We start from the raw sequence: 20,528 nt of genomic DNA on the forward strand, positions 1-20,528 counted from the left end.
TTAAGCAAATTATTTTGTACACAGGATGTAACAAGAATTATGAAATATTTAATTTACTTTATTATAGCAGGATTTATATTATCTTTTAATGGATGTGGATATAAAGGTGATCCAACTTATATAAAAGATGAAAAAAAGTCAAAAGATTTAAAAGAAGAAAACTAATGGTTTATGATTATATTATTATAGGAACAGGAATAGCAGGACTTAATGCAGCAAGATTGATTCCTGAGGATAAAAAAGTATTAATTTTATGTAAAAAAGAACCAATTGATTGTAATACTTATTGGGCACAAGGTGGAATAGCTAGTGCTGTAAATGATGAAGATATAAAAGATCATATACAAGATACCTTAGTAGCAGGTGTAAACCACAATGATAAAAAAGCAGTGGAACTTTTAAGTTCAAAGTCTCAATCAGCTGTTAAAAGTCTTATTGAAGCTGGTTTACAGTTTGATTTAAACTCAAAAGGTAAATTAGCTTATACAAAAGAAGCAGCACATAGTAGAAGTAGAATTTTACATGCTGATGGAGATGCTACAGGAAGGATGATTCATTCATTTTTATTAACTCAATGTAAGCATAAAATAGTAAGTAACACGGTAGTAAATGATTTACTTATTCAAGATGATATTTGTTATGGAGTTCAATATTTTACAAGTGAAACACAACAAGAAGTTGCTTATGCACATAATACCATTATTGCTAGTGGTGGAGTAGGTTCTATTTATAGATATCATACAAACTCTACAGCAATAGCAGGAGAAATTCAAGGAATTATTTTAGAAAAAGATTTAGCCTTGAAAGATATGGAAATGATGCAATTTCATCCAACAGTTGTAAAAGGAACTCATTTTGCTAGAAAACCTTTACTTAGTGAAGCATTAAGAGGAGAGGGGGCCTTTATTGTAGATGAACAAGATAATAGATTTTTATTTACATATCATAAAGATGGAGAATTAGCCCCAAGAGATGTAGTAAGTAGATCAATTTTTGATTATCATAAAAAAACAGGTTCTAAAATATATCTATCATTTGAAAGTTTTGAAAAAGAAGCTTTTCAAAAAAGATTCCCAAATATTTATGCAAACTTAAAAGAATTAGGTTATGAACTTCCTTATGATAAAGTTCCAATTTCTCCTGCCTTTCACTATAGTATGGGTGGGATAGAAACAACACTAGATGCAAAAGTTAAAGGAATGAAAAACCTTTATGCTATTGGTGAAGCAGCTTGTACAGGAGTTCATGGAGCTAATAGACTTGCTTCAAATTCATTACTTGAGGGTGTTGTATTTTCATCTATTGCTGTTGAAAATTCATTAAAAGATGAGTTTAAAATATCATATAAAAATTATACGAAAGATATAAAATCTTACACAAGAAACAAAGAAATTGATAAAGATATCAAAAATTGTTTACGAAAATCGATGTGGAATAGTGCATCTATTGTAAGAAACCCTAATAAAATAAAGGAAACCCTAGTCTTGGTGGAAAAATATTTACAAGAGGATGTGGGTAGACTGCTTTTTTTAAGGTTGCTTACGGCAAAATCTATTCTAACATCAGCTCTAAAGAGAAAAGAATCTCTTGGAGCACATTATATCAAGGAGAATTAATGTTGAAAGTTTTACTGACTTTACTTTTTACCTCAATGGCAGTTTATGCTGGTGGTGGTGCAGTAAGTACAGCTCAAACACCAGATTTAACTATGACTTGGGTTGGATTTGCGTGTTTATTTATTTTTGCGATAGGTTACTACTTTGTTGCTGCAGAAGAAAAATATGAAATTGATAAGGCAAAACCTGCTTTATTTATCGGTACATTTATGTTTATTTTAATTGCTATTTATTACGCATTAAATGGCTTAGATATCGGATTATTACAAAGTGAAGTAAATCACTTAATTTTAGAAATTGCAGGTATTTTCTTCTTCTTATTTGTTGCTATGACATATATTGAGTCTTTAATTCACATGGGTGTATTTGATAGACTTAAGTATAATCTTGTAACAAAAGGATATACATATAGAAAACTATTTTGGGTAACTGGATTTATTGCATTCTTCCTTTCACCAATTGCTGATAACTTAACTACAGCACTTATTTTAGCTACTGTTTTAATCACAATTGAGAGAGAAAGAAAAGACTTCTTAGTTCCTGGTGCAATTAATATCGTTGTTGCAGCAAATGCTGGTGGTGCTTGGTCTCCATTTGGTGATATTACTACACTTATGGCATGGACAGCAGGTAAGGGAACATTTGGAGATTTCTTATTCTTATTACCAGCTTCATTAATTGGTTATTTAGCAACTGCATTTATTTTATCAAGATTTGTACCAGAAGAAGTACCATTCTTTGATGCAGAAAATGAAAAGAAACCAGAAATGGCTGAGGGTTCAAAAGTAGTTATGGTACTTGGTATTTTCACAATTGCAACAGCAGTACTTTCACACCAAATTTTACATTTACCAGCAATGTGGGGTATGATGTTTGGTCTTTCTGTTCTTAAAGTTTATTCTTATGGTCTTAAGAAAAAATATGGTTCAGAACACTTTAATATTTTCCACTCAATTGCAAAAATTGAAAACAATACATTAATGTTCTTCTTTGGTATTTTAGCAGCAGTTGGTGCTTTATACTTTATTGGTTGGTTAGCATTAGCAGCAGTAGTTTATGATCCAAATGTATTAGGTCCAACATGGTCTAATATTGGAGTTGGATTCTTATCTGCAATTGTTGATAATATCCCTGTAATGTCAGCTGTATTAAAAGCAAACCCTCCAATGGATCACTCTCAATGGATGTTAGTTGTATTAACAGCAGGTGTTGGTGGATCAATGATTTCATTTGGTTCGGCAGCAGGTGTTGGAGTTATGGGTAAATTACATGGTGTATATACATTTGGTGCACACATGAAATATGCTTGGACTATTTTAATAGGATATATTATTTCTTGTTTAGTATGGTATATTCAATTTGAGATATTAGGAATAGGTGCTTATTAGTACTATTTTATATATTATTTAAAAGCTATCAAGATATTATCTTGATAGCTTTTTTTTTGCCTAAAAAATAGACTTAACTAAAAATTTACTTCTATTTCGATATAATCTGCTCTTATTAATGATTTTATTTAATCACATAGAGGATATAAAAATATGAAACATGTACCAATAGTAGTTTTAGATTTTGGTAGTCAATATACGCAGATTATTGCTAGAAAACTTAGAGAATCTGGTGTATACTCTGAGATAGTACCATATAGCGAGAGTATTGAAGATATTATGGCAAGAACTCCTAAAGGAATTATTCTTTCAGGTGGGCCAGCTTCAGTTTATGCGGAAGACTCTTATCATCCAGATGCAACAGTATTTGAACTTGGACTTCCAATTCTAGGTATTTGTTATGGTATGCAGCTTATTTCTCAACACTTCGGTGGTTCTGTAATACCAGCAGATCATCATGAATATGGAAAAGCTAAATTAAATTTTGAAAAAGAATCAGATATTTTTAAAGATACAAATGATGGTCAAATTGTTTGGATGTCTCATGGAGATAGAGTTGAAAATATCCCAGCAGGATTTGAAAAAATCGCTACTTCTGAAAACTCTCCTTATGCAGCAATTGCTGATATGGATAGATTAATTTATGCATTCCAATTCCACCCAGAAGTTTACCATTCAGAAGAAGGTTCTAAACTTCTTAAAAACTTCGCAAAACATATTTGTGGTTGTGAATCAACTTGGAATATGGGTTCATTTGCTAAAGAACAAATCAAAAAAGTACAAGACCAAGTAGGAAATAAAAAAGTACTATGTGGAGTATCTGGTGGAGTTGATTCATCAGTAGTTGCTACACTTTTAGCAGAAGCTATTGGTGAACAGTTAGTTCCTGTATTTGTTGACAATGGACTTTTAAGAGCAAATGAAAGAGAACAAGTAGAAGCTATGTTCAAAGCAAGAGGCGTTGACTTAATCACAGTTGATGCTAGTGAAACTTTCCTTTCAAGACTAGCAGGTGTTACAGATCCTGAAACTAAAAGAAAAATCATCGGTGAAACTTTTATTGAAGTATTTGATGAAGAAGCAAAAAAACATGATGGTATTGAGTTCTTAGCTCAAGGTACTTTATACACAGATGTTATTGAATCTGTATCAGTAAAAGGACCATCTAAGACTATCAAATCTCACCACAATGTAGGTGGATTACCTGATTGGATGACATTTGAGTTAATCGAGCCATTAAGAGAAATTTTCAAAGATGAAGTAAGACTTTTAGGATTAGAGCTTGGACTTCCAAAAGATATGATTGGAAGACATCCTTTCCCTGGACCAGGACTTGCTATTAGAGTTATGGGAGATGTAAATAAGCCTGATTTAGAGCTTTTAAGAAAAGCTGATACTATCATGTTAGATGTATTACATGCAACTGGTTTATATGACAAAACATGGCAAGCATTTACAGTTTTATTAAATGTAAAATCAGTAGGTGTTATGGGTGATAACAGAACTTATGATAATACAGTTTGTGTTAGAATCGTAGAAGCAACAGATGGTATGACAGCAACATTTGCTCATATCCCTCATGATATCTTAGAAACAATTTCAAGAAGAATCATCAACGAAGTTGATGGAATCAACAGAGTTGTTTATGATATATCTTCAAAACCACCAGCAACTATTGAGTGGGAATAAAAGCGAATAGCTTTTATTCTGCTCTCATTATATTTAGACTTTAAGTACTCATTTATCATAATTTAAATAAAATCTCTCACTTTAAACAATTTCTAATAGTTTCTTACAATAATAAAATCCTTAAAAAATCTATATTTATTAAAATTATGTTTATATTTTAGAAGATAAAATTATTTTTGTATAATATATTAGATATTATTACTTGTTTATAATAAAAATGGATATGCATTAAGTAATTATTTATGCATAAAAAATAATTAAGGATATATAATAATGGAAAAAGACAATCTAGAAAATATTGTAATTGAGTATTTTAAGAAAATAGATAATGGTGACTCTAGTTATCTTGAGTTATTTACAGATGATGTTGATTTTTTCTTTCCTAAGTTTGGACAAAAAAAAGGAAAAAAGGCATTAATAGAGTTTGGTAATAGAATTGGAAGTTCCTTAATAAGTATTTGGCATGACATAGATGGCTTTAAGATAATAAAAGCTGATAATAAAGTTGTTGTTGAAGGTCAAGAAAGAGGAGTGATGAGTGATGGAACTTCTTGGCCTGATAATAATATATCTATAGGTCGTTTTTGTAGCGTATTTGAGTTTAATGGGAAGTTTATTAGTCGTATGTATATATACGTAGATCCTGATTTTCCTAGTCAAGATCTAGAAAGAATTTCAGTACTGTCAGATGGACAATAATACATAAAGGTTTATCGAAGAGTAACTCATAATGTATGGAATTTTTAGTATTTGTTACTTTTTATAATTAAAACATAATATATTGTCATAAAAAGTGTAGTGCTATTAGGTGATTTTATATATTATAGTATTGATAAATAGTTATATGCTAGTTCAATTAAAAATTTGATATAATAGAAAAATATAAATATATGGGATAAAAAATGAAAATATGTAACTTAGATATTAATAACTATAAACAATTTAAAAGCTTAAAGTTAGATTTAACTTATCCAAGTGGACATAAAAGAGAAGGTCAACCTTTAGACAAGATTTGTATTATTGGACAAAGTGGAACTGGTAAAACAAATTTATTGGATATAATTAAAAAGTCTGTGGTTGATTTTTCTGAAAATAAGTACTCATATCAACCATTTAAAGAATTTAGTGATAATAGCTCAGAAGAAAAATATATAAGTAATGAATTTATTACAAAATCAAATTTAAAAGTAAAAACCTTATTTACAGAAAGTAAATCTGAAATAGATTTTGAAAAAACAAATAAAGCACTAATGGATGATACTGAAAAAAACTATTTTATAGGAACTAAAGACTACTCAATATTTAATGAAAAAATTGAAAAGCAGGAAGAACTAAATACTTTTGAAATGACAGTTTCAGATAAAGCATTACTTGACAAATTGACTACTGCAAAAGCAGAATTAACATTTGAACAAATAAATGAATCTAAAAATCCCTATTTGAATAGTTTAACCAAATTTGCTGGTGCTGGAATAGGTTATTATACAAATAATTTACTTGAACCGAGTCCAAAGGAAAAATTAAATAATATTAATAGTGCAATTAGAGATTTAGAAGCTAAATATTTAAGAAGTGATAATGTTAATAGTTCCCTAAAAAAGATAAAAAAGAAAAACTTTATAGATAGATATATCATTAATATAAATAATGAATTAGATAACTTATGGGATACAATGAAAAAAAAGATTGATAATTACCAATCTTTAAGAAGTGAATTTATAGACACACTTTCAAATAAACTATTAAATGATGATACATATACTAAAAATGATTATAAAATAGAAATAGTAAAGTGGGAAGAACAAAATGAGAATCTATTAAATAATATCTCATTTGAAATAAATGATATTTTAAATAAATTTAATTTAGAATTAGCAAAAATAGATGAAAATCAAATAAGTTATAATAGCTTTACAATTAAAGATTTATCTAATGGAAATATTATAGAATACGACAAATTAAGTACAGGTACAAAAAATCTACTCTCAACCTTTATACCACTAAAAACTTATTCTCCTCAAGATAGTATTATTCTTATAGATGAACCAGAGATGTCTTTTTATCCAGATATTCAAAGAGAGTTAACATTACTTTATTCTCATGTTGGAAATAACAATCAACTTATTGTTGCTACTCATTCTCCATTAATAGCATCTAGTTTTGAACCATGGGAAATAGTAGAATTGAAATTTGATGATAACAATCAAGTTTATAGAGAATTGTATTTTACTGATGACCGCCATATAAAAAACTATTTTTTAGATCCTAGGTATTTAACTTGGACAAGTATACTGACAGATATTTTTGATTTAGATGAAGATTCAAATTTTACTTTTAGAGAAAAAGGATTGATGGCTTATGCAACATTAAAAGCTGAAATAAAAATTATTGATAATTTAGAAGAAAAAGAAGAAAAATTTAAAGAGCTACAAAAGTTATCTGAAAAGCTAGGTTTAAATAATTAATGAAAAAAATAGATAAACATAAAATTTTATCAAAAGACTACAAAAAATGGCTAGATAGCTTGGGGAATAATAATCACCCAAGCTATAATAGTTCGAGTTTTAAACATTATCATGATATCAAAATGAGCCTTTTAAATTCGCAAGGTGCTTTGTGTGCTTACACAGAACAATTGTTATGTGATCCAAAATATATTTCTCTTGATAATTGGGATGAGAATAAATATACAAAAGAACTAATACAAGAAGACAAAAACTCAATTCAGGGAGACTTAGAACATTTTGATGAAAGCCTAAAACAAAATAAGGCTTGGCTATGGAGTAATCTTTTTGTAGTAGCTACTCATAATAATTGCAGAATAAAAGGTACAAAGCCAGTAGAGTATATTTTAAAACCTGATGATCCGAACTATGATCCCTATAAATATTTAGAATTTGATTTTGAAACAGGTATGTTTATAGCAAATAGCTCCCTCTCAAAGATTGAAAAAGAGAAAGTTGATTACATGATTCGAACACTTGGTATTAATTGCATTCATATTCAACGAACAAAACAGCTTAAAATGTTAAAAGATAGAAAAGATGTTGGTCTAGAAGTGAATCCTCATGAATATATTACTGCATGGAATATGACACTTGAAAATTTAGAAAATGACTAATTATAAACAATTAAGCATATAACAAATCTTAGAAATCAAACAAGGCTATACTATAGTTATTTAAGCTTTTATATTTTAAGTTAGTCAAATAAAACTAAAATTTTAATGAGTTATTATTGCTTTGTTGCTTAACTCAAACGTTGTATTTCTATGAAAGGATGAAACTTGCTTGAAGAGATAATTAAACAAGAAAGAGATATGAAGCTTTTATTTGAAAAGTTAATATCTAAAAAAACAAATCATAAATGTTTATACCCAGAATGTAATGAAGATGCAATATTATCTCATTCCATTTCTAAAAGTACATTAAAGAATATCGAATATGATAATCATCTTGTATTTCAGAAATTTAATCGAGCAGAATTTACTTTAAAAGACTTTATTAAACCAGAAAAAATAAATATGAGATTACAAAAAATAAGTACAAAACAAGCATCTACATTTAAAGGGTTTTGTGAAAAACATGATAATAATATTTTTGAAAATATAGACAATAATGGAATAACAACTTTGAGAGATGTTTTTTTACAATTTTATAGAACGGCATGTAAAAAATATTTTTTTAATAATATGACTCGAAATGCGGAATTAGAAACATTCAATAAAGAATATTATACTAATGAAGATTTTGAAAAAAATAAAATAATTAGCCTTAAAAATATAGTTTCATTTTTAGAAGATTTATTATTAGACTTTCCAGATTTAGATAGGAAATTTAATATCAAATATGACCAAGTTTTATGGTTAAAACCTTTTTCAGAAAAAGTACCATTAGATATAAATATTATGTTTAAGAAACTTTCAATTAAATATCCTATTGCGTTAGAAAGTAGTTATACATTAAGACTAAATAACAAATATTACTCTAATTTAGTTGTTATCATACCAACTACATCAGAGACATTATTGGGCATATTGTGTCATGAAGATTTAGTTACACAATATACACCATATTTTCAATCAGAATTAGAAATGTTAAATTTTATAGAATCTTTAATTATGACAGATTCTGAGTTTTATATAAGCCCAAATGAATTCAATACATGGAGTGAAGAAAAGGTAGATATAATAAGTAAAGACTTATATTTTTTTAATGAAAGAAAGTTTTTACAAAAATATGATGTATCTATATTTGATGAGATAAGAAAATCAATATTAAATAATCAACCTGTAGAAATCCAGAATCATGAAAATAACAAAATTAATACTAAACCTAAACGTTTAGATTTAGAAACAAGATTTTGGGATTTAGGACAATTTATTGAATCAAGTCGCGATAAAATGCAAAATATAACAAATCAGAGGAACCAATAAATTACCCTGCTGGCAATTTATTGGCTTATTTTAAACGTAATACCATAAGGAAAATATACAATGAAAATCATAAAAAGTAAAACTTTCAAACCCAAAAAAGCTTGGGATTCACAAAGTATTGCAAATATGAATGGTATTACTACTAAATTACATTGGACTAATAAACCATATAAATGGCACATTAATGATGGTGAAGAAGTTTTTGTAGTTCTTGATGGAACAGTAAAAATGTTTTATAAAAAAAATGGTGTTGAAAAATCAGAGGTTTTAGAAAGTGGTGATATATTTTATGCAACATTGGGAACAGAACATTATGCACATCCAATTGGTGAAGCTAGAATATTAGTAATCGAAAAAGAGGGAAGTGTATAACAAAAAACAAAGCTATCCTTGCGACTTTAAACTGATAAACTATTTATAATATCATTATAAATAGTTTATCAGTTAGTTGAGATGAAAATAAAGCCAAGTCAAATTTTGCAAAACATAAAATTTCATTCGATGAAGCAAAAACAGTTTTTGATGATAATGCAAGATTAATTTCTGACCCAGATTATAGTGAAGATGAAGATAGATTTATCTTACATTGTTATAAAGTTAGTGAAAATAATATAAGAATATCAGTGCGAGAAAATCGACAAAAAAAGAAGAAAAACAATATGATTTTAACAATTCTGTAAAAAATCCGTATGCAAAAAAAGTAAAAAAGCAAATTTCAATTAAAATTGAAGTGGATATAAAAGACATAAGAAGTCTTAGCACCTAACAAGTTAAATTTGTAGGTGTACTCAAATATTATCTGAATTGAAATAAGTTACTGTATAATTACAGTACACAATATAGGAAAATAAATTTGAAACAAAAAAGAGATAGATATGAAATGCATAAATATTGGGGTAAAAAACCCTCAAATGACCTTAAAGAGCTTATAGAAAAGTTCAGTAGTGAAAAAGATATTGTACTTGATCCTTTTTCAGGTTATGGTGTGTTTTGTTGTGAGGCGTACATTTTAAATAGAAATGTTATATCAAACGATTTGAATCCAATAGCTAATTTTATAAATAAACAATTATTAAATAAAAGCATTGATATTGACTTAGTCAAAAAACAATGGGAATTAATTAAAACAGAATTTAAACCTTTTAATAATAAATGGTTTTTATGGGAATATTCTAATAGAAAAATTGAGCTTATATCTATACTCCGTAATAATAATGATATACCACTAAGAGCGAAATTCAAAGAAAAAGGCAAATCTAAATACATTGAAATACCATTAGCAAAAGAATCTGTAAATGAGTATATAAAAAAAGAAACTAACTATACAATAGAAGATTGGTATCCCAATGAAGAGCTTATCCCAAATTCTAGAATATCTGCAAAGCTTGGAATGAAAGTTTCTGATTTATTTACAAAAAGAACTTTAGCTTGTCATGCGAAATTACTTTCTTTAATAGAAAAATATTCAAGTGGAAATGAGTTAGATTTATTTAAGTTAGCTTTTACATCAAACCTTGCAAATTGTTCAAGACTTGTACCTCCAATAAGAAGTAGAGGGGAAATGTCACAAGGTGCATGGATGACAGGATTTTATACAGGTGAAACATATATTGAAAATAATGTGTTTCATTATTTTGAAAATCGCTTAAATAAGGCTATTAAAGGTAAATTAGATTACTTACAGCAATTTAATAAAGGAATATTAGATTTTAATATAAAAGAATATGATAATTGGTATAAAGTACTACAAAACGATGTAAAACAGTTAGAAATTAAGGATGAAAGTATTGATTATATTTTTACTGATCCACCCTATGGCGATGCTGTTCCATATTTTGAACAAAGTATAATATGGAACTCATGGTTAAAGTTTGCACCTGACTATAAACAAGAAATTGTCATAACTGATAGTAAAGTTCGTAATAAAAACATATCAGTCTTTGAAGAGGAAATAAATATCGCATTTTCAGAGATTAGGCGTGTTTTAAAATCAGGGAAGTTTTTTTCACTTACATATCATTCTCTATCAGGAATAGAATGGAAATCTATTACAAATGCATGTATTAAAAATGGATTTGATTTATATAGTTTCGATTGGTTAGTACAAAAGTCTTTTACTCCTAGACAAATCAATAGGCTAAAAAGTGTTAAAGGAGATGTTCTTGTTACACTAATAAAATCAGATTTGCCAGAATATACATCTCAAAGAACTGATGAAGATATTAAACAATTGTTTATATCAAAAATCACAGAATGGTTAACGAATAATCCTTTGGATACAAATGAAATTTTCCTTAAGATTATGAAAATGATTTTTTCAGAAAAAATACTTATTGGAAATATTGATTTGTTAAAAGTATTGACAGAAAATTTTGACTTTACAGATACTCAAAAATGGAGAATATATGGATAATGAAAAATTTAATGAATTAAATAAATACTTTCGAGAAAATAAATTTGAAGAACTTGAAAGTGATGATTATGGAGAGAGGTTTCTTAAACTTAGAACTATATCCAGAAAGGCAGAGTTAAAAGAGTTTTGTAATTTATATGAAATAAGTCATACTAGTACAAGTGAAGATTTATTTTGTTATTTATTTAAAAAACAGACAGTTACTATAGCTCAAGTTAATGACTTTATAGAAAATAAATATCAAGAAGAAAGAGTTGAGCGACAAGAAAATGAAGCTGATTTAATTGACCAATTATGTAGATTACAATCTTTTGATTGGGGTGGGTCTTATGGTAATAGTCTTGAAAAAAATATTGTAGACAATTATGTTAAAAAAATAAAGTCATATCAAGATATATATGATGAAGTTGAAGGAAGTCTTTTAAAAAGTCTAAGAGGATACACTCTAAATTCATGGTATAACCATTGGACATCTATTATTATTGAGGATATTTTCAAAGACCATGACAAAGTATTACCAACTATCGGTTTAGTTAAGAAGATAGATTTTTTTATTAATGACACACCTTTTGACTTAAAAGTAACATATTTCCCACAAGAGCTAATGAATGAAAAATTAAGAATATTAGGTTATGAGAGGGAAAGACAATATCTATTAGAAAAATGCTTAGAGTTGGAAATTCAAGTTGATGAAAATAGCGAAACTAATATTTTGAGATCTGCATTATTAGAGTATCAACAAAGTATTACAAACTTTATAAACGAAAATAGAGCTAACATTGAAGTTTTAAAACAAAAATGTACGGACTTATCAATTACATTTAATAGTGAACAAGAAGAGCGTCAGTTAAAAAAACAATTATTAGATGGACTAAGGCTTTTTAGAAATAGTATCAAAACTTATATATCTTCTAACAAGTATCAAACAGAACTAACTAAAATAAAAAATAAGTGTAAAGAGTTAAATATTATTGTTCCTGAAGATTTGAGTGATAAGGCATTGGAACAGCATTTATATAATAAATTGTCAGAAGACCATTCTGATTCAGCAAATGAATTTCTAAGTGAATTTAAAGAAATTAGAAGACATATTATTAATGAAGCAGAACAAAATCCAAATGAACTTAAAAAATGGCTATATGAAAATCAAGGAGAAGCCAGATTTGATGCTTCAAATCGTTTCTTTTTAATCCTAACTGATGAAAATGATATTTATGATAGTTGGAAATTAAAAAGAAGTATAAATTTTCTAAGAGAAAAAATCAATACTCATTTAAATGAACTCTCTGATAATTCTGAGGATTTAAAGATGGAATTTTGCTGGCAAAAAGATAATCAAACATATAAATGTAAATCTGATATTTTATTTATAAAAAGAGAGGCTGAGTAAATCTAAATAATTCATAACAAAACCTAGCACCGAATAGGATACCCATATCGGTGAAGTTAAACGTTATCATTATATAGAAAGGAAAAAAAATAAATGTTATAAAAGATAACAAATCATTAGAGTCAACAAATTATCCTGCGGGTAATTTATTAGCTCATTTTAATCGTTATGAACTAAAATCAAAAAACGGAGAATATTCAAATGAAGAAATATAAGGCATTTACAATAAATGATGATGGAACAAGAAATAAAATAGATGCTAATTCTATTTTTATTGAATTAACAGAAAATAAAATTATAGAGCTAGACTTGAATCCACAAGCAAATCATTTTGGTGGTTTACCTATAATCACCCCTATAGACGAAGAACAAAATACATTCCCTGTATTTAATGTAAAGCCAGGTGCAAGTAATGTTTTGCATATTTATGTTGAATATATCGAAATAAAAAAAAATGAAAAAGAATAAGTTATTTTTATTTAACATTAGTCTTTTTACCATAGGAATAATCTTTCTTTATCTTGAAACTAATTTTTATCAACTTGTTGATCACAATAATTTTTTGCAAGAAAGTTGGTTTATGCCACTTGGCTATTTTAGTTTAATACTTGGAACTCTTGGATTAATGTTAGTGTTGGGAAAAACAATTTGGTTAAAAATTAAAAATAATTAGTACAAAAAAAGTCTAACACATTGAAAATTAGGGGCGCTAATTTTCTACTTTCTATAAATTATTATCCTTTAAAATCTCAATGATTTTAGAATCATCAATATTTTCTAACTCTGTTTTAGAGTATATTTCTAAAAGATAAATTTTATCTTCTATTTTTTTATAGTAGATTACTCTAAAATCTCCACTTTTTCCTGTAGGTATAGATGAGTTTGCAAGTCTTAATTTAAAACATCTATATCCTAAAGCTATAAAGTTCTTATTTTCTATTTCTTTTGATATATTTTGTAAATCATTTTTTATTTCTTTGTATTTCTTGGAAAGCTTTTTAACTGATTTTAGAAATTGTGGAGTGATTATAAGTTTAAAGTTCATTTATCAACTTGTTTCTTTATTTAAAATTGATTTCAGTTCTTTTGCAGATTGGTCAAAATCCGAATAAAACCTTTTGTGTTTTTGCTCAACTAAAAAAGCTTTAATGGACTTGTTGTTTTTCTAATTGTTCTAAAGATAACATATCTATATCCTATAAATTAATATATAAATAATAGATGTCAAATTTATCCTCTATATTTTAGTAGTATTGACAAAACTACTTCCCTTTTATATCTTTGATAAGTTGATAGGCTTGGTTTATTTCTTGAGTTTTTGCTGTTGCTTCTTCAATATAAGCTTCATCTTTATCTTGTGAGCTTATAATATCTGGATGGTATTGTCTTATTAGTTTTCGATAGGCTTTTTTTATTGTGTTCATATCATCAGTTTCTTTTACTTCTAAAATTTTATATGCTTCATCTTGGCTCATAGTTTGTTGATTGTTTTTCATTTTATTTTTGAAGTTATTTATTATGGCTTCATATATTTCATCTGATATTTCTAGTTCTTTTATGATAACTCTTAAAACTTTGTCTTCATCTTGGCTTATTCCATTGTCGATAAATGCAAGTTGAATTAAAAAGCCTACAAACTGTTTTCTTTTATGTATTCCTCTTCCAAGAAGTTGATTTAGAGATTGGGCTATTTGTTTTGTATCGTCATCTTTTTGTTTTTCTTCATTGAAAATTTCTTTCATAATAGCTCTAGCTTTTTCTTTTTCATCGAAAACTTTTGATATATCATCAAACATCATGCTTATTAGTTGAGCTTCTAGTTCATCTACTCTTCCATCTGCTTTGGCAACTTTAGCTACAAGTGCGATAAAGTGTCCTAATTGACTTTGTCTAAAAAGTTCTTTTGATTGGACTAGTTTATTTAGCTTTTTTCTAGCATAGAATTTATATATTTTAAATAGTACATAAAAAGAAGCGATTATTGAAAGTGTAAGAAAAAAGTTTTCAATAAATGCGTAGTAAAATATTACTAAAAGTATTGCTATAAAAATCCATTTTTTAAAGTTCATTTTTTATCCGTTGTTTAAGTTTTTTAAAATTATATCTTCTTAACCTTTTAGTTAGTCTAATTGGGTTTAATGTTATAATAACAAATCAAAACAAAAGTTTATGGATATAATATAGATGAAAATTTCATATCATAGAAGAAGAAAAATCAAAACTAGAAGAATTGCTTTAAGAGATTTAATAGCAAATGGAGTAGAAGAACCAAAAGATTTGGCTAAACAGCTAAAAGTAACTGTTCCTACAATCAAAAGAGATTTAGAAGCCTTAAAGACTATGACAGAAGAGGATTTTACTTTTCAGAAAAAAGCTACTTCTCAACAAATACTTGAAAAAAAAGATGAAATTTTACGAATGCTTGATGATGAACAATATTATACTCAAAATGGTGATATCAATATTTCAAAAATTACAAATGAACTTAAAACAAGTAGGGCAACAGTAATGTCTGTTTTAAATGGCGAATAATAAGATATAATGAGATTTTATATATAATTAAAATACTAAAAAAATTAAAAATAAACTAAGGATAAAAAATGAAAATAGCAATACCCGTAAAAGATGAAAATCTAAGTTTTTTTACAAATGCAGGTCATACACCTAAATTTGCTGTTTATACTATGGCAGGAGCAGGTATGTTTAAATCATTTAATCTAAATGAAATAAAACAAAACCCTAGAAGTGATATTGACCATGAAAATCCAGAAGAACATCATTCCTGTAATCATTCATCAGATGATGCTGAACATATTGCTCAACATAATAAAATGGGTAAAGTATTAAATGAATGTGATTATATTGTAGTAAAAACAGCTTGTAAAAATACAGCAAGATCTTTTACTAGTGAAGGTATAAAAATTATCAAATACAATGGAGATTCATTTGATGCAACAAAAATTTTAAATGAATTATCTTCTAAGTTTGTGTAGGTTGAAATAAGTTTATTAACTCTTTATGCTACAATACGAAAAATTATAGCTTTATCTAGGAGTTTAAGATTAAAATAGTAAATACTTTATTTAACAAAGATAGATTAAAACTTATTCAAAAGTTTTCAGAAGATGATTTTGAAAATAAAATAGAAGAGAATTTACAAGAACTTGTATCAAATAGTTCAGAACCTTTAAAAGCAATGATAAATCTTTTTTCATTGATAGATAATGCCCATGAAATAAAAGCTGATGAAAACACCTTGCCTTATACAGTGGGAAATAGAAGTATTGAGATTATCAATACTTCTAAAGACTTAGAAAATGCAATGAAAGCTATAAGTTCTACTCCTTTTATTGCTTTTGACAGTGAACAAAAGCCTACTTTTAAAAAGGGGCAAGTCTCTCATGGTATTTCTATTATTCAGTTAGCAACAAAAACACAATGTTATATCATTCAAACAAAGCAGATAAAAAATTTAAAACCTTTAATAAATATCTTGGAGGATGAAAAAATCATAAAAGTAGGTACTGGATTAAAAGGTGATAAAGAAGCACTTTTTAATCAGTTTAGATTAAAATTAAAATCTACAATCGATTTAGAGAATATATTTAAAAGCTTATCTTCAAAGAATCAAATAGGTGCGAAAAAAGCTACTTTGATAATTTTAAATCAAAACTTACAGAAATCAAAAAATATGTCAAGATCAAACTGGGAATCAAAAGTTCTAAGTAGTGGGCAAATTAAATATGCTTCTGAAGATGCTACAGTAATTTTTGATGTAATGAGCGAAATTATAAAAAAGTATCCTTTTACAATCGAAATTATGCCTTCTTTTATAAGTGAAGATATTTATACTTAAAAGATAGATTTTATATTAAGCTATATTAACTTTACATTACTTACCTAAAGTAATGTAAGATACATTTAAGTATATTAGATATATTATTCCACTTTTTAAAATCATAAATTAAAATTATTGGAGTAATTATGAAAAAAATATTATATATATGTTCTAGGTTTATACTAGGAGTTTTATTAGTTGTTGCAGGTGTTGCACACTTTATGAATCCAGAATTCTATTTAAAAGCAATGCCAGATTATATTCCATTTCATGAATTTATAGTTTATGCAAGTGGTGTAATTGAAATTTTGTTGGGTATATTACTAGTTATATCTAAGACTTCAAGGCAAGCTGCTTTTGCAATAATTGCACTTTTTGTTGCAGTTTTTCCTGCAAATGTGAATATGTATTTAAACCATGAAGAGTTTGCAGATATGAGTGAAACATCTCTTTTAATTAGACTTCCTATTCAATTGGTTCTTATTGCTTGGGCATATATTTACACAAGAAAAAACTATGAAGTATAAACTATAATTACGTTAAATCAAAAAAAGGAAGTAAATGTTCAACAGCTATAAACCATTATTAAATTTAAAGTTTATGGATAAGGGAATATTTTTTATGTTAATGAGTGCAATGTTAGGCTCATTAAGTGGTGCAGTAGCTAAAGTATTATCAGAAAGTATGGATCCTATTGAAATTGTATTTTATAGGAACCTTTTAGGTGTTATTATGATTGTTTATAGTTTCAAAAAAGTATCAGTATCTTTTGATTTTTCAAAAACACACTTACTTTTTTTAAGAGGTTTTTTTGGAACTGTAGCTATGTTATTATATTTTTACACAATTGCCACTATTCCCCTTGGTGAAGCTGTAATTTTAAATAAAACTTCTCCATTTTTTGTAACAATTCTTGCTTATTATTTGATGAAAGAATCTATTAGTCTTAATACATTTTTTGCACTTATTATTGGGTTTGTAGGGGTTGCATTTGTGATAAAACCTTTTGATTTTGAAATATCAATAGGTCATATTTTTGGAGTGCTTGGTGGTTTTTTTGCAGCAGCAGCCTATGCTACAATAAAAAAAATAAAAGATATATATGATGCAAGAGTTATTATGCTTTCATTTATGGGAGTAGGAACTATCCTTCCTTTACTTATCTTTTTGTTTACACCTTATGCAAACTTTAGTCTTCATACTGATTTATTTGTATGGGCTTTGATTGCTTTGATGGCTGTTTTATCTACTGTATCTCAGTGGTTTTTAACAAGAGCATATAGTTTAAGTAAAGCTAGTATTATCGGTGTTATTGGCTATTCAAGTATTCCTTTTGCTGTTGGTTTTGGTATTATGTTAGGAGATTCAATTCCTGATATAGTTACTTTTTTAGGAATAGGACTTATTGCTCTTGGTGGGATTTTAGTTAGTAAGAAATAATAGGTTCAATAACACTATATAAAAATTTATTTTTATTAAAAACTGTTTTCGAGATAATAGCTACAAGTTTATTATCTTGAAAAACTCCACCACCACTGTTTGAAGGAATTGCTAAGCAATTACTTCTAATTTCTACTTTTTTATCTAAGTCAGTTAAGTCAAGTGTAATATTTAGACCAATAGCTTTATTTTCTGCTTTATAAAATCTACAATTTTTTTCTTTTAATAGAGTATTATAAAACATACCTTCTTTTGACATAGAGTAGTATTTAAATTCACCAATTTTATTCAAGTTTATTTTTGCTGTTTTTAACGTAGATATAGTGTCTGTTTTTATATAGCTTAAATCATAATGCAAACTTTTTGAATCTGGAATATTACAATGCTTTGCAGTATATATTTTATCAAGTGCATGTACACCATTGCAGTTCTTATATTTTATGAAGTATTTATATTCGTTGTTTAGTTTGTAGTTTTTATTATTGGTATTTAGATATTTAGGTATGTCTTCTATATTATTTTTAGGATGTATATATTTTGGAATGATATTTTTGATATTTTTATCAAGCATAATAATATTGTCATTCATTGCTTCTACTGTGAAATCTGGGTTTGGTTTTTGTATTAAAATACTTTTGAATTTTATCAAACAACTTTTTGTTGATTTTAAATACAGATAAGATAAACGAATATTATCTTTAAACTGCTTGGCTTTCTCATATTTTTCAATACAATCATCCCATGTAAAAGCATAAATATAATTGTAACTTAAAAGTAAAACACAAAATATTAAATATAACTTTTTCATAATATTAAGTATACTCTTTTTTTATGTATTTATAAAATAAAAGGAATAAAATGAAAATTAACATCCCTGGAAGAGAAGAACTTGAAATAAAAAATATTGTTTTTGATTACAATGGTACTATAGCAGTTGATGGTAAATTAATAGATAATATAAGTAAGTGTATAAATGAGTTTTCAAATAGTTTAAATTTTTATGTGATTACAGCAGATACTTATGGAAGTGTTGAAACACAATTAGCAAATACAAATTGTAAGATAGTAAAAATACCTAAGAATAACCAAGATATAAGTAAACTAGATTTTGTTAAGAGTTTGGATTCAAGCACAGTTTTAAGTGTAGGTAATGGAAGAAATGATAAATTAATGTTAAAAGAAACAGCTTTAGGTATTGCTATTTTACAAGATGAAGGGCTTTGTAGTGAAACTTTATTAAGTTCTGATATTTTAGTAAAATCAATTTTTGATGTTTTTGCTTATTTAAGAGATGAAAATAGATTGATAGCTACACTAAGAAACTAGAAATTTAAATAATTACTATTTTATTGCTACAATCCTTTTATATAATTATTAATAATTATATGAAAGATGAAATTAATTAAAATAAAACATAAAGATAGTCCCATGTTATTTGAAAAAAACTTTATTCTTGAAAAAATAGAAGTAAAACAAAATATTGTAATCAACTTTAGGCATAATGACAATTATGGTAAAAAACCTTTACTTTTGCTACATGGTTTTCCTCAAACTCATGTTATGTGGCATCATATAGCAAATGAACTAAATTTAAATTACCATATTATTTGTCCTGACTTAAGAGGTTATGGAGATAGTTCAAAACCTAATATGGATGACCCTACACATAGCTTATATAGTAAAAAAAGTATGAGTGAAGATATGATTTGTCTTATGAAACATTTAGGTTATGATAAATTTTATGTAGCAGGACATGATAGAGGAGCTAGAGTTTTGCATAGAATGTTAAAAGATTATCCTTCTATGATAGAAAAAGCTTGTGTTTTAGATATTGTGCCTACTTATTATATGTTTAAAAAAACAGATAAGAACTTTTCAACAGGTTATTATCATTGGTATTTTTTAATCCAACCAAATGATTTACCTGAAAATATGATATGTTCAAATCCTAAATATTATTTGATGGAAAAGCTTTTTAGATGGAGTTCTAATAATTCAACTTTTGAAAAAGAAGCAGTTGATGAATATATAAGATGTTTTCAAACTTATGAAGATATACATGCAAAATGTGAGGATTATAGAGCAGCAGCTAGTATTGATTTAGAACATGATGAAAAAGACTTATCAAAAAAAATAAAAACCCCTTTACTTGTTTTATGGGGAAGTGAGGGTTTTATTGATAAAACTTATGATGTTTTAGAAGTTTGGAGTGAATTTGCTACAAATATACAAGGTAAGACTATTGATTGTGGGCATTTTATAGCAGAAGAGTCTCCTGAGAAACTAATAAAAGAGTTTAAACTTTTTTTTGATTAAATT

23 protein-coding genes are annotated in these 20,528 nt (G+C 26.9%); 20 read left to right on the forward strand and 3 right to left on the reverse strand.

What is annotated here, in order from left to right; genetic code table 11:
* The first annotated feature begins 39 nt into the window (after window positions 1-39).
* From ACH5BH_RS00495 to ACH5BH_RS00555, 13 genes are all read left to right on the forward strand, one after another.
* The gene (locus ACH5BH_RS00495) at window positions 40-165 is read left to right on the forward strand and encodes a hypothetical protein (RefSeq protein WP_404304461.1); all 126 of its coding nucleotides are present in this window, start codon (window positions 40-42) and stop codon (window positions 163-165) included.
* Complete coding sequence (locus ACH5BH_RS00500; RefSeq protein WP_423297094.1) at window positions 165-1,616, forward strand: L-aspartate oxidase; 1,452 nt, start codon at window positions 165-167, stop codon at window positions 1,614-1,616. Before ACH5BH_RS00495 ends, ACH5BH_RS00500 begins: the two co-directional genes overlap by 1 nt.
* Entirely contained in the window at window positions 1,616-3,004 is a 1,389-nt protein-coding gene (nhaD, locus tag ACH5BH_RS00505; protein WP_404304457.1) for a sodium:proton antiporter NhaD, read from the forward strand. The genes ACH5BH_RS00500 and nhaD overlap by 1 nt, the downstream gene beginning before the upstream one ends.
* A 153-nt stretch (window positions 3,005-3,157) precedes the next feature.
* Window positions 3,158-4,693, forward strand: coding sequence for a glutamine-hydrolyzing GMP synthase (gene guaA, locus ACH5BH_RS00510; RefSeq protein WP_423297095.1), 1,536 nt, complete (start codon window positions 3,158-3,160; stop codon window positions 4,691-4,693).
* Between the two features lie 273 nt (window positions 4,694-4,966).
* A complete protein-coding gene (locus tag ACH5BH_RS00515) occupies window positions 4,967-5,392 on the forward strand; it encodes a nuclear transport factor 2 family protein (RefSeq protein WP_423297096.1) in 426 nt (141 codons plus the stop codon).
* Window positions 5,393-5,595: 203 nt separating this feature from the next.
* On the forward strand, window positions 5,596-7,158 hold the full coding sequence (locus tag ACH5BH_RS00520; RefSeq protein ID WP_423297097.1) for an AAA family ATPase: 1,563 nt from the start codon (window positions 5,596-5,598) through the stop codon (window positions 7,156-7,158).
* 122 nt (window positions 7,159-7,280) lie between these two features.
* Window positions 7,281-7,814: a hypothetical protein gene (locus tag ACH5BH_RS00525; RefSeq protein WP_423297098.1), complete on the forward strand. Its 534-nt coding sequence runs from the start codon at window positions 7,281-7,283 to the stop codon at window positions 7,812-7,814.
* 165 nt (window positions 7,815-7,979) lie between these two features.
* Window positions 7,980-9,128, forward strand: coding sequence for a hypothetical protein (locus ACH5BH_RS00530; protein ID WP_423297099.1), 1,149 nt, complete (start codon window positions 7,980-7,982; stop codon window positions 9,126-9,128).
* Window positions 9,129-9,188: 60 nt separating this feature from the next.
* Window positions 9,189-9,500 carry a cupin domain-containing protein gene (locus ACH5BH_RS00535; RefSeq protein ID WP_423297100.1) on the forward strand — a complete coding sequence of 104 codons (312 nt, stop codon included), beginning with the start codon at window positions 9,189-9,191 and terminating at the stop codon, window positions 9,498-9,500.
* Window positions 9,501-9,619: 119 nt separating this feature from the next.
* A complete protein-coding gene (locus ACH5BH_RS00540; protein WP_423297406.1) occupies window positions 9,620-9,808 on the forward strand; it encodes a BrnT family toxin in 189 nt (62 codons plus the stop codon).
* 173 nt (window positions 9,809-9,981) lie between these two features.
* Window positions 9,982-11,541 (forward strand): DNA methyltransferase, encoded by a 1,560-nt coding sequence (locus tag ACH5BH_RS00545; protein WP_423297101.1) that lies wholly within the window; start codon window positions 9,982-9,984, stop codon window positions 11,539-11,541.
* Window positions 11,534-12,931, forward strand: coding sequence for a hypothetical protein (locus ACH5BH_RS00550; RefSeq protein ID WP_423297102.1), 1,398 nt, complete (start codon window positions 11,534-11,536; stop codon window positions 12,929-12,931). The genes ACH5BH_RS00545 and ACH5BH_RS00550 overlap by 8 nt, the downstream gene beginning before the upstream one ends.
* A gap of 201 nt (window positions 12,932-13,132) precedes the next feature.
* Window positions 13,133-13,399: a hypothetical protein gene (locus ACH5BH_RS00555; RefSeq protein ID WP_423297103.1), complete on the forward strand. Its 267-nt coding sequence runs from the start codon at window positions 13,133-13,135 to the stop codon at window positions 13,397-13,399.
* 256 nt (window positions 13,400-13,655) lie between these two features.
* On the opposite strand, the gene ACH5BH_RS00560 is transcribed toward ACH5BH_RS00555, so the two are convergent.
* Window positions 13,656-13,976 (reverse strand): type II toxin-antitoxin system RelE/ParE family toxin, encoded by a 321-nt coding sequence (locus tag ACH5BH_RS00560; protein ID WP_423297104.1) that lies wholly within the window; start codon window positions 13,974-13,976, stop codon window positions 13,656-13,658.
* A gap of 217 nt (window positions 13,977-14,193) precedes the next feature.
* Entirely contained in the window at window positions 14,194-15,000 is an 807-nt protein-coding gene (locus ACH5BH_RS00565; protein ID WP_404304446.1) for a DnaJ domain-containing protein, read from the reverse strand.
* Window positions 15,001-15,115: 115 nt separating this feature from the next.
* Here ACH5BH_RS00565 and ACH5BH_RS00570 point away from each other — a divergent pair, with 115 nt between their 5' ends.
* The 5 genes from ACH5BH_RS00570 (at window position 15,116) to ACH5BH_RS00590 (ending at window position 18,209) form a co-directional block, all read left to right on the forward strand.
* On the forward strand, window positions 15,116-15,463 hold the full coding sequence (locus ACH5BH_RS00570) for a hypothetical protein (RefSeq protein ID WP_423297105.1): 348 nt from the start codon (window positions 15,116-15,118) through the stop codon (window positions 15,461-15,463).
* Between the two features lie 68 nt (window positions 15,464-15,531).
* Window positions 15,532-15,924, forward strand: a complete 393-nt coding sequence (locus ACH5BH_RS00575) for a NifB/NifX family molybdenum-iron cluster-binding protein (RefSeq protein ID WP_423297106.1) — start codon at window positions 15,532-15,534, stop codon at window positions 15,922-15,924.
* A gap of 203 nt (window positions 15,925-16,127) precedes the next feature.
* Window positions 16,128-16,787: a 3'-5' exonuclease gene (locus ACH5BH_RS00580; RefSeq protein ID WP_423297107.1), complete on the forward strand. Its 660-nt coding sequence runs from the start codon at window positions 16,128-16,130 to the stop codon at window positions 16,785-16,787.
* 128 nt (window positions 16,788-16,915) lie between these two features.
* Entirely contained in the window at window positions 16,916-17,296 is a 381-nt protein-coding gene (locus tag ACH5BH_RS00585) for a DoxX family protein (protein ID WP_423297108.1), read from the forward strand.
* Window positions 17,297-17,330: 34 nt separating this feature from the next.
* The gene (locus tag ACH5BH_RS00590; RefSeq protein WP_423297109.1) at window positions 17,331-18,209 is read left to right on the forward strand and encodes a DMT family transporter; all 879 of its coding nucleotides are present in this window, start codon (window positions 17,331-17,333) and stop codon (window positions 18,207-18,209) included.
* On the opposite strand, the gene ACH5BH_RS00595 is transcribed toward ACH5BH_RS00590, so the two are convergent.
* Window positions 18,196-19,017: a hypothetical protein gene (locus tag ACH5BH_RS00595; RefSeq protein ID WP_423297110.1), complete on the reverse strand. Its 822-nt coding sequence runs from the start codon at window positions 19,015-19,017 to the stop codon at window positions 18,196-18,198. The two genes, ACH5BH_RS00590 and ACH5BH_RS00595, sit on opposite strands and share 14 nt — an antisense overlap.
* Before the next feature lie 50 nt (window positions 19,018-19,067).
* Here ACH5BH_RS00595 and ACH5BH_RS00600 point away from each other — a divergent pair, with 50 nt between their 5' ends.
* Both ACH5BH_RS00600 and ACH5BH_RS00605 read left to right on the forward strand, forming a co-directional pair.
* Window positions 19,068-19,535: an HAD family hydrolase gene (locus ACH5BH_RS00600; RefSeq protein WP_423297111.1), complete on the forward strand. Its 468-nt coding sequence runs from the start codon at window positions 19,068-19,070 to the stop codon at window positions 19,533-19,535.
* A gap of 102 nt (window positions 19,536-19,637) precedes the next feature.
* On the forward strand, window positions 19,638-20,525 hold the full coding sequence (locus ACH5BH_RS00605; RefSeq protein WP_404304432.1) for an alpha/beta fold hydrolase: 888 nt from the start codon (window positions 19,638-19,640) through the stop codon (window positions 20,523-20,525).
* Window positions 20,526-20,528: the final 3 nt, after the last annotated feature.

The sequence above is a fragment of the Arcobacter rhizosphaerae genome (genome assembly GCF_049472155.1).
In the GTDB taxonomy this organism is placed as follows: Bacteria; Campylobacterota; Campylobacteria; order Campylobacterales; family Arcobacteraceae; genus Arcobacter_B.

What these genes read in the sequence shown, in the direction of transcription:
- ACH5BH_RS00565 (WP_404304446.1), bottom strand. Translation starts at nt 15,000, where the DNA reads ATGAACTTTAAAAAATGGATTTTTATAGCAATACTTTTAGTAATATTT.
- ACH5BH_RS00525 (WP_423297098.1), top strand. Translation starts at nt 7,281, where the DNA reads ATGAGCCTTTTAAATTCGCAAGGTGCTTTGTGTGCTTACACAGAACAA.
- ACH5BH_RS00555 (WP_423297103.1), top strand. Translation starts at nt 13,133, where the DNA reads ATGAAGAAATATAAGGCATTTACAATAAATGATGATGGAACAAGAAAT.
- ACH5BH_RS00500 (WP_423297094.1), top strand. Translation starts at nt 165, where the DNA reads ATGGTTTATGATTATATTATTATAGGAACAGGAATAGCAGGACTTAAT.
- ACH5BH_RS00535 (WP_423297100.1), top strand. Translation starts at nt 9,189, where the DNA reads ATGAAAATCATAAAAAGTAAAACTTTCAAACCCAAAAAAGCTTGGGAT.
- ACH5BH_RS00605 (WP_404304432.1), top strand. Translation starts at nt 19,638, where the DNA reads ATGTTATTTGAAAAAAACTTTATTCTTGAAAAAATAGAAGTAAAACAA.
- ACH5BH_RS00495 (WP_404304461.1), top strand. Translation starts at nt 40, where the DNA reads ATGAAATATTTAATTTACTTTATTATAGCAGGATTTATATTATCTTTT.
- guaA (WP_423297095.1), top strand. Translation starts at nt 3,158, where the DNA reads ATGAAACATGTACCAATAGTAGTTTTAGATTTTGGTAGTCAATATACG.
- ACH5BH_RS00575 (WP_423297106.1), top strand. Translation starts at nt 15,532, where the DNA reads ATGAAAATAGCAATACCCGTAAAAGATGAAAATCTAAGTTTTTTTACA.
- ACH5BH_RS00585 (WP_423297108.1), top strand. Translation starts at nt 16,916, where the DNA reads ATGAAAAAAATATTATATATATGTTCTAGGTTTATACTAGGAGTTTTA.
- ACH5BH_RS00580 (WP_423297107.1), top strand. Translation starts at nt 16,128, where the DNA reads ATGATAAATCTTTTTTCATTGATAGATAATGCCCATGAAATAAAAGCT.
- ACH5BH_RS00515 (WP_423297096.1), top strand. Translation starts at nt 4,967, where the DNA reads ATGGAAAAAGACAATCTAGAAAATATTGTAATTGAGTATTTTAAGAAA.
- ACH5BH_RS00550 (WP_423297102.1), top strand. Translation starts at nt 11,534, where the DNA reads ATGGATAATGAAAAATTTAATGAATTAAATAAATACTTTCGAGAAAAT.
- ACH5BH_RS00570 (WP_423297105.1), top strand. Translation starts at nt 15,116, where the DNA reads ATGAAAATTTCATATCATAGAAGAAGAAAAATCAAAACTAGAAGAATT.
- ACH5BH_RS00520 (WP_423297097.1), top strand. Translation starts at nt 5,596, where the DNA reads ATGAAAATATGTAACTTAGATATTAATAACTATAAACAATTTAAAAGC.
- ACH5BH_RS00595 (WP_423297110.1), bottom strand. Translation starts at nt 19,017, where the DNA reads ATGAAAAAGTTATATTTAATATTTTGTGTTTTACTTTTAAGTTACAAT.
- ACH5BH_RS00600 (WP_423297111.1), top strand. Translation starts at nt 19,068, where the DNA reads ATGAAAATTAACATCCCTGGAAGAGAAGAACTTGAAATAAAAAATATT.
- ACH5BH_RS00560 (WP_423297104.1), bottom strand. Translation starts at nt 13,976, where the DNA reads ATGAACTTTAAACTTATAATCACTCCACAATTTCTAAAATCAGTTAAA.
- ACH5BH_RS00590 (WP_423297109.1), top strand. Translation starts at nt 17,331, where the DNA reads ATGTTCAACAGCTATAAACCATTATTAAATTTAAAGTTTATGGATAAG.
- nhaD (WP_404304457.1), top strand. Translation starts at nt 1,616, where the DNA reads ATGTTGAAAGTTTTACTGACTTTACTTTTTACCTCAATGGCAGTTTAT.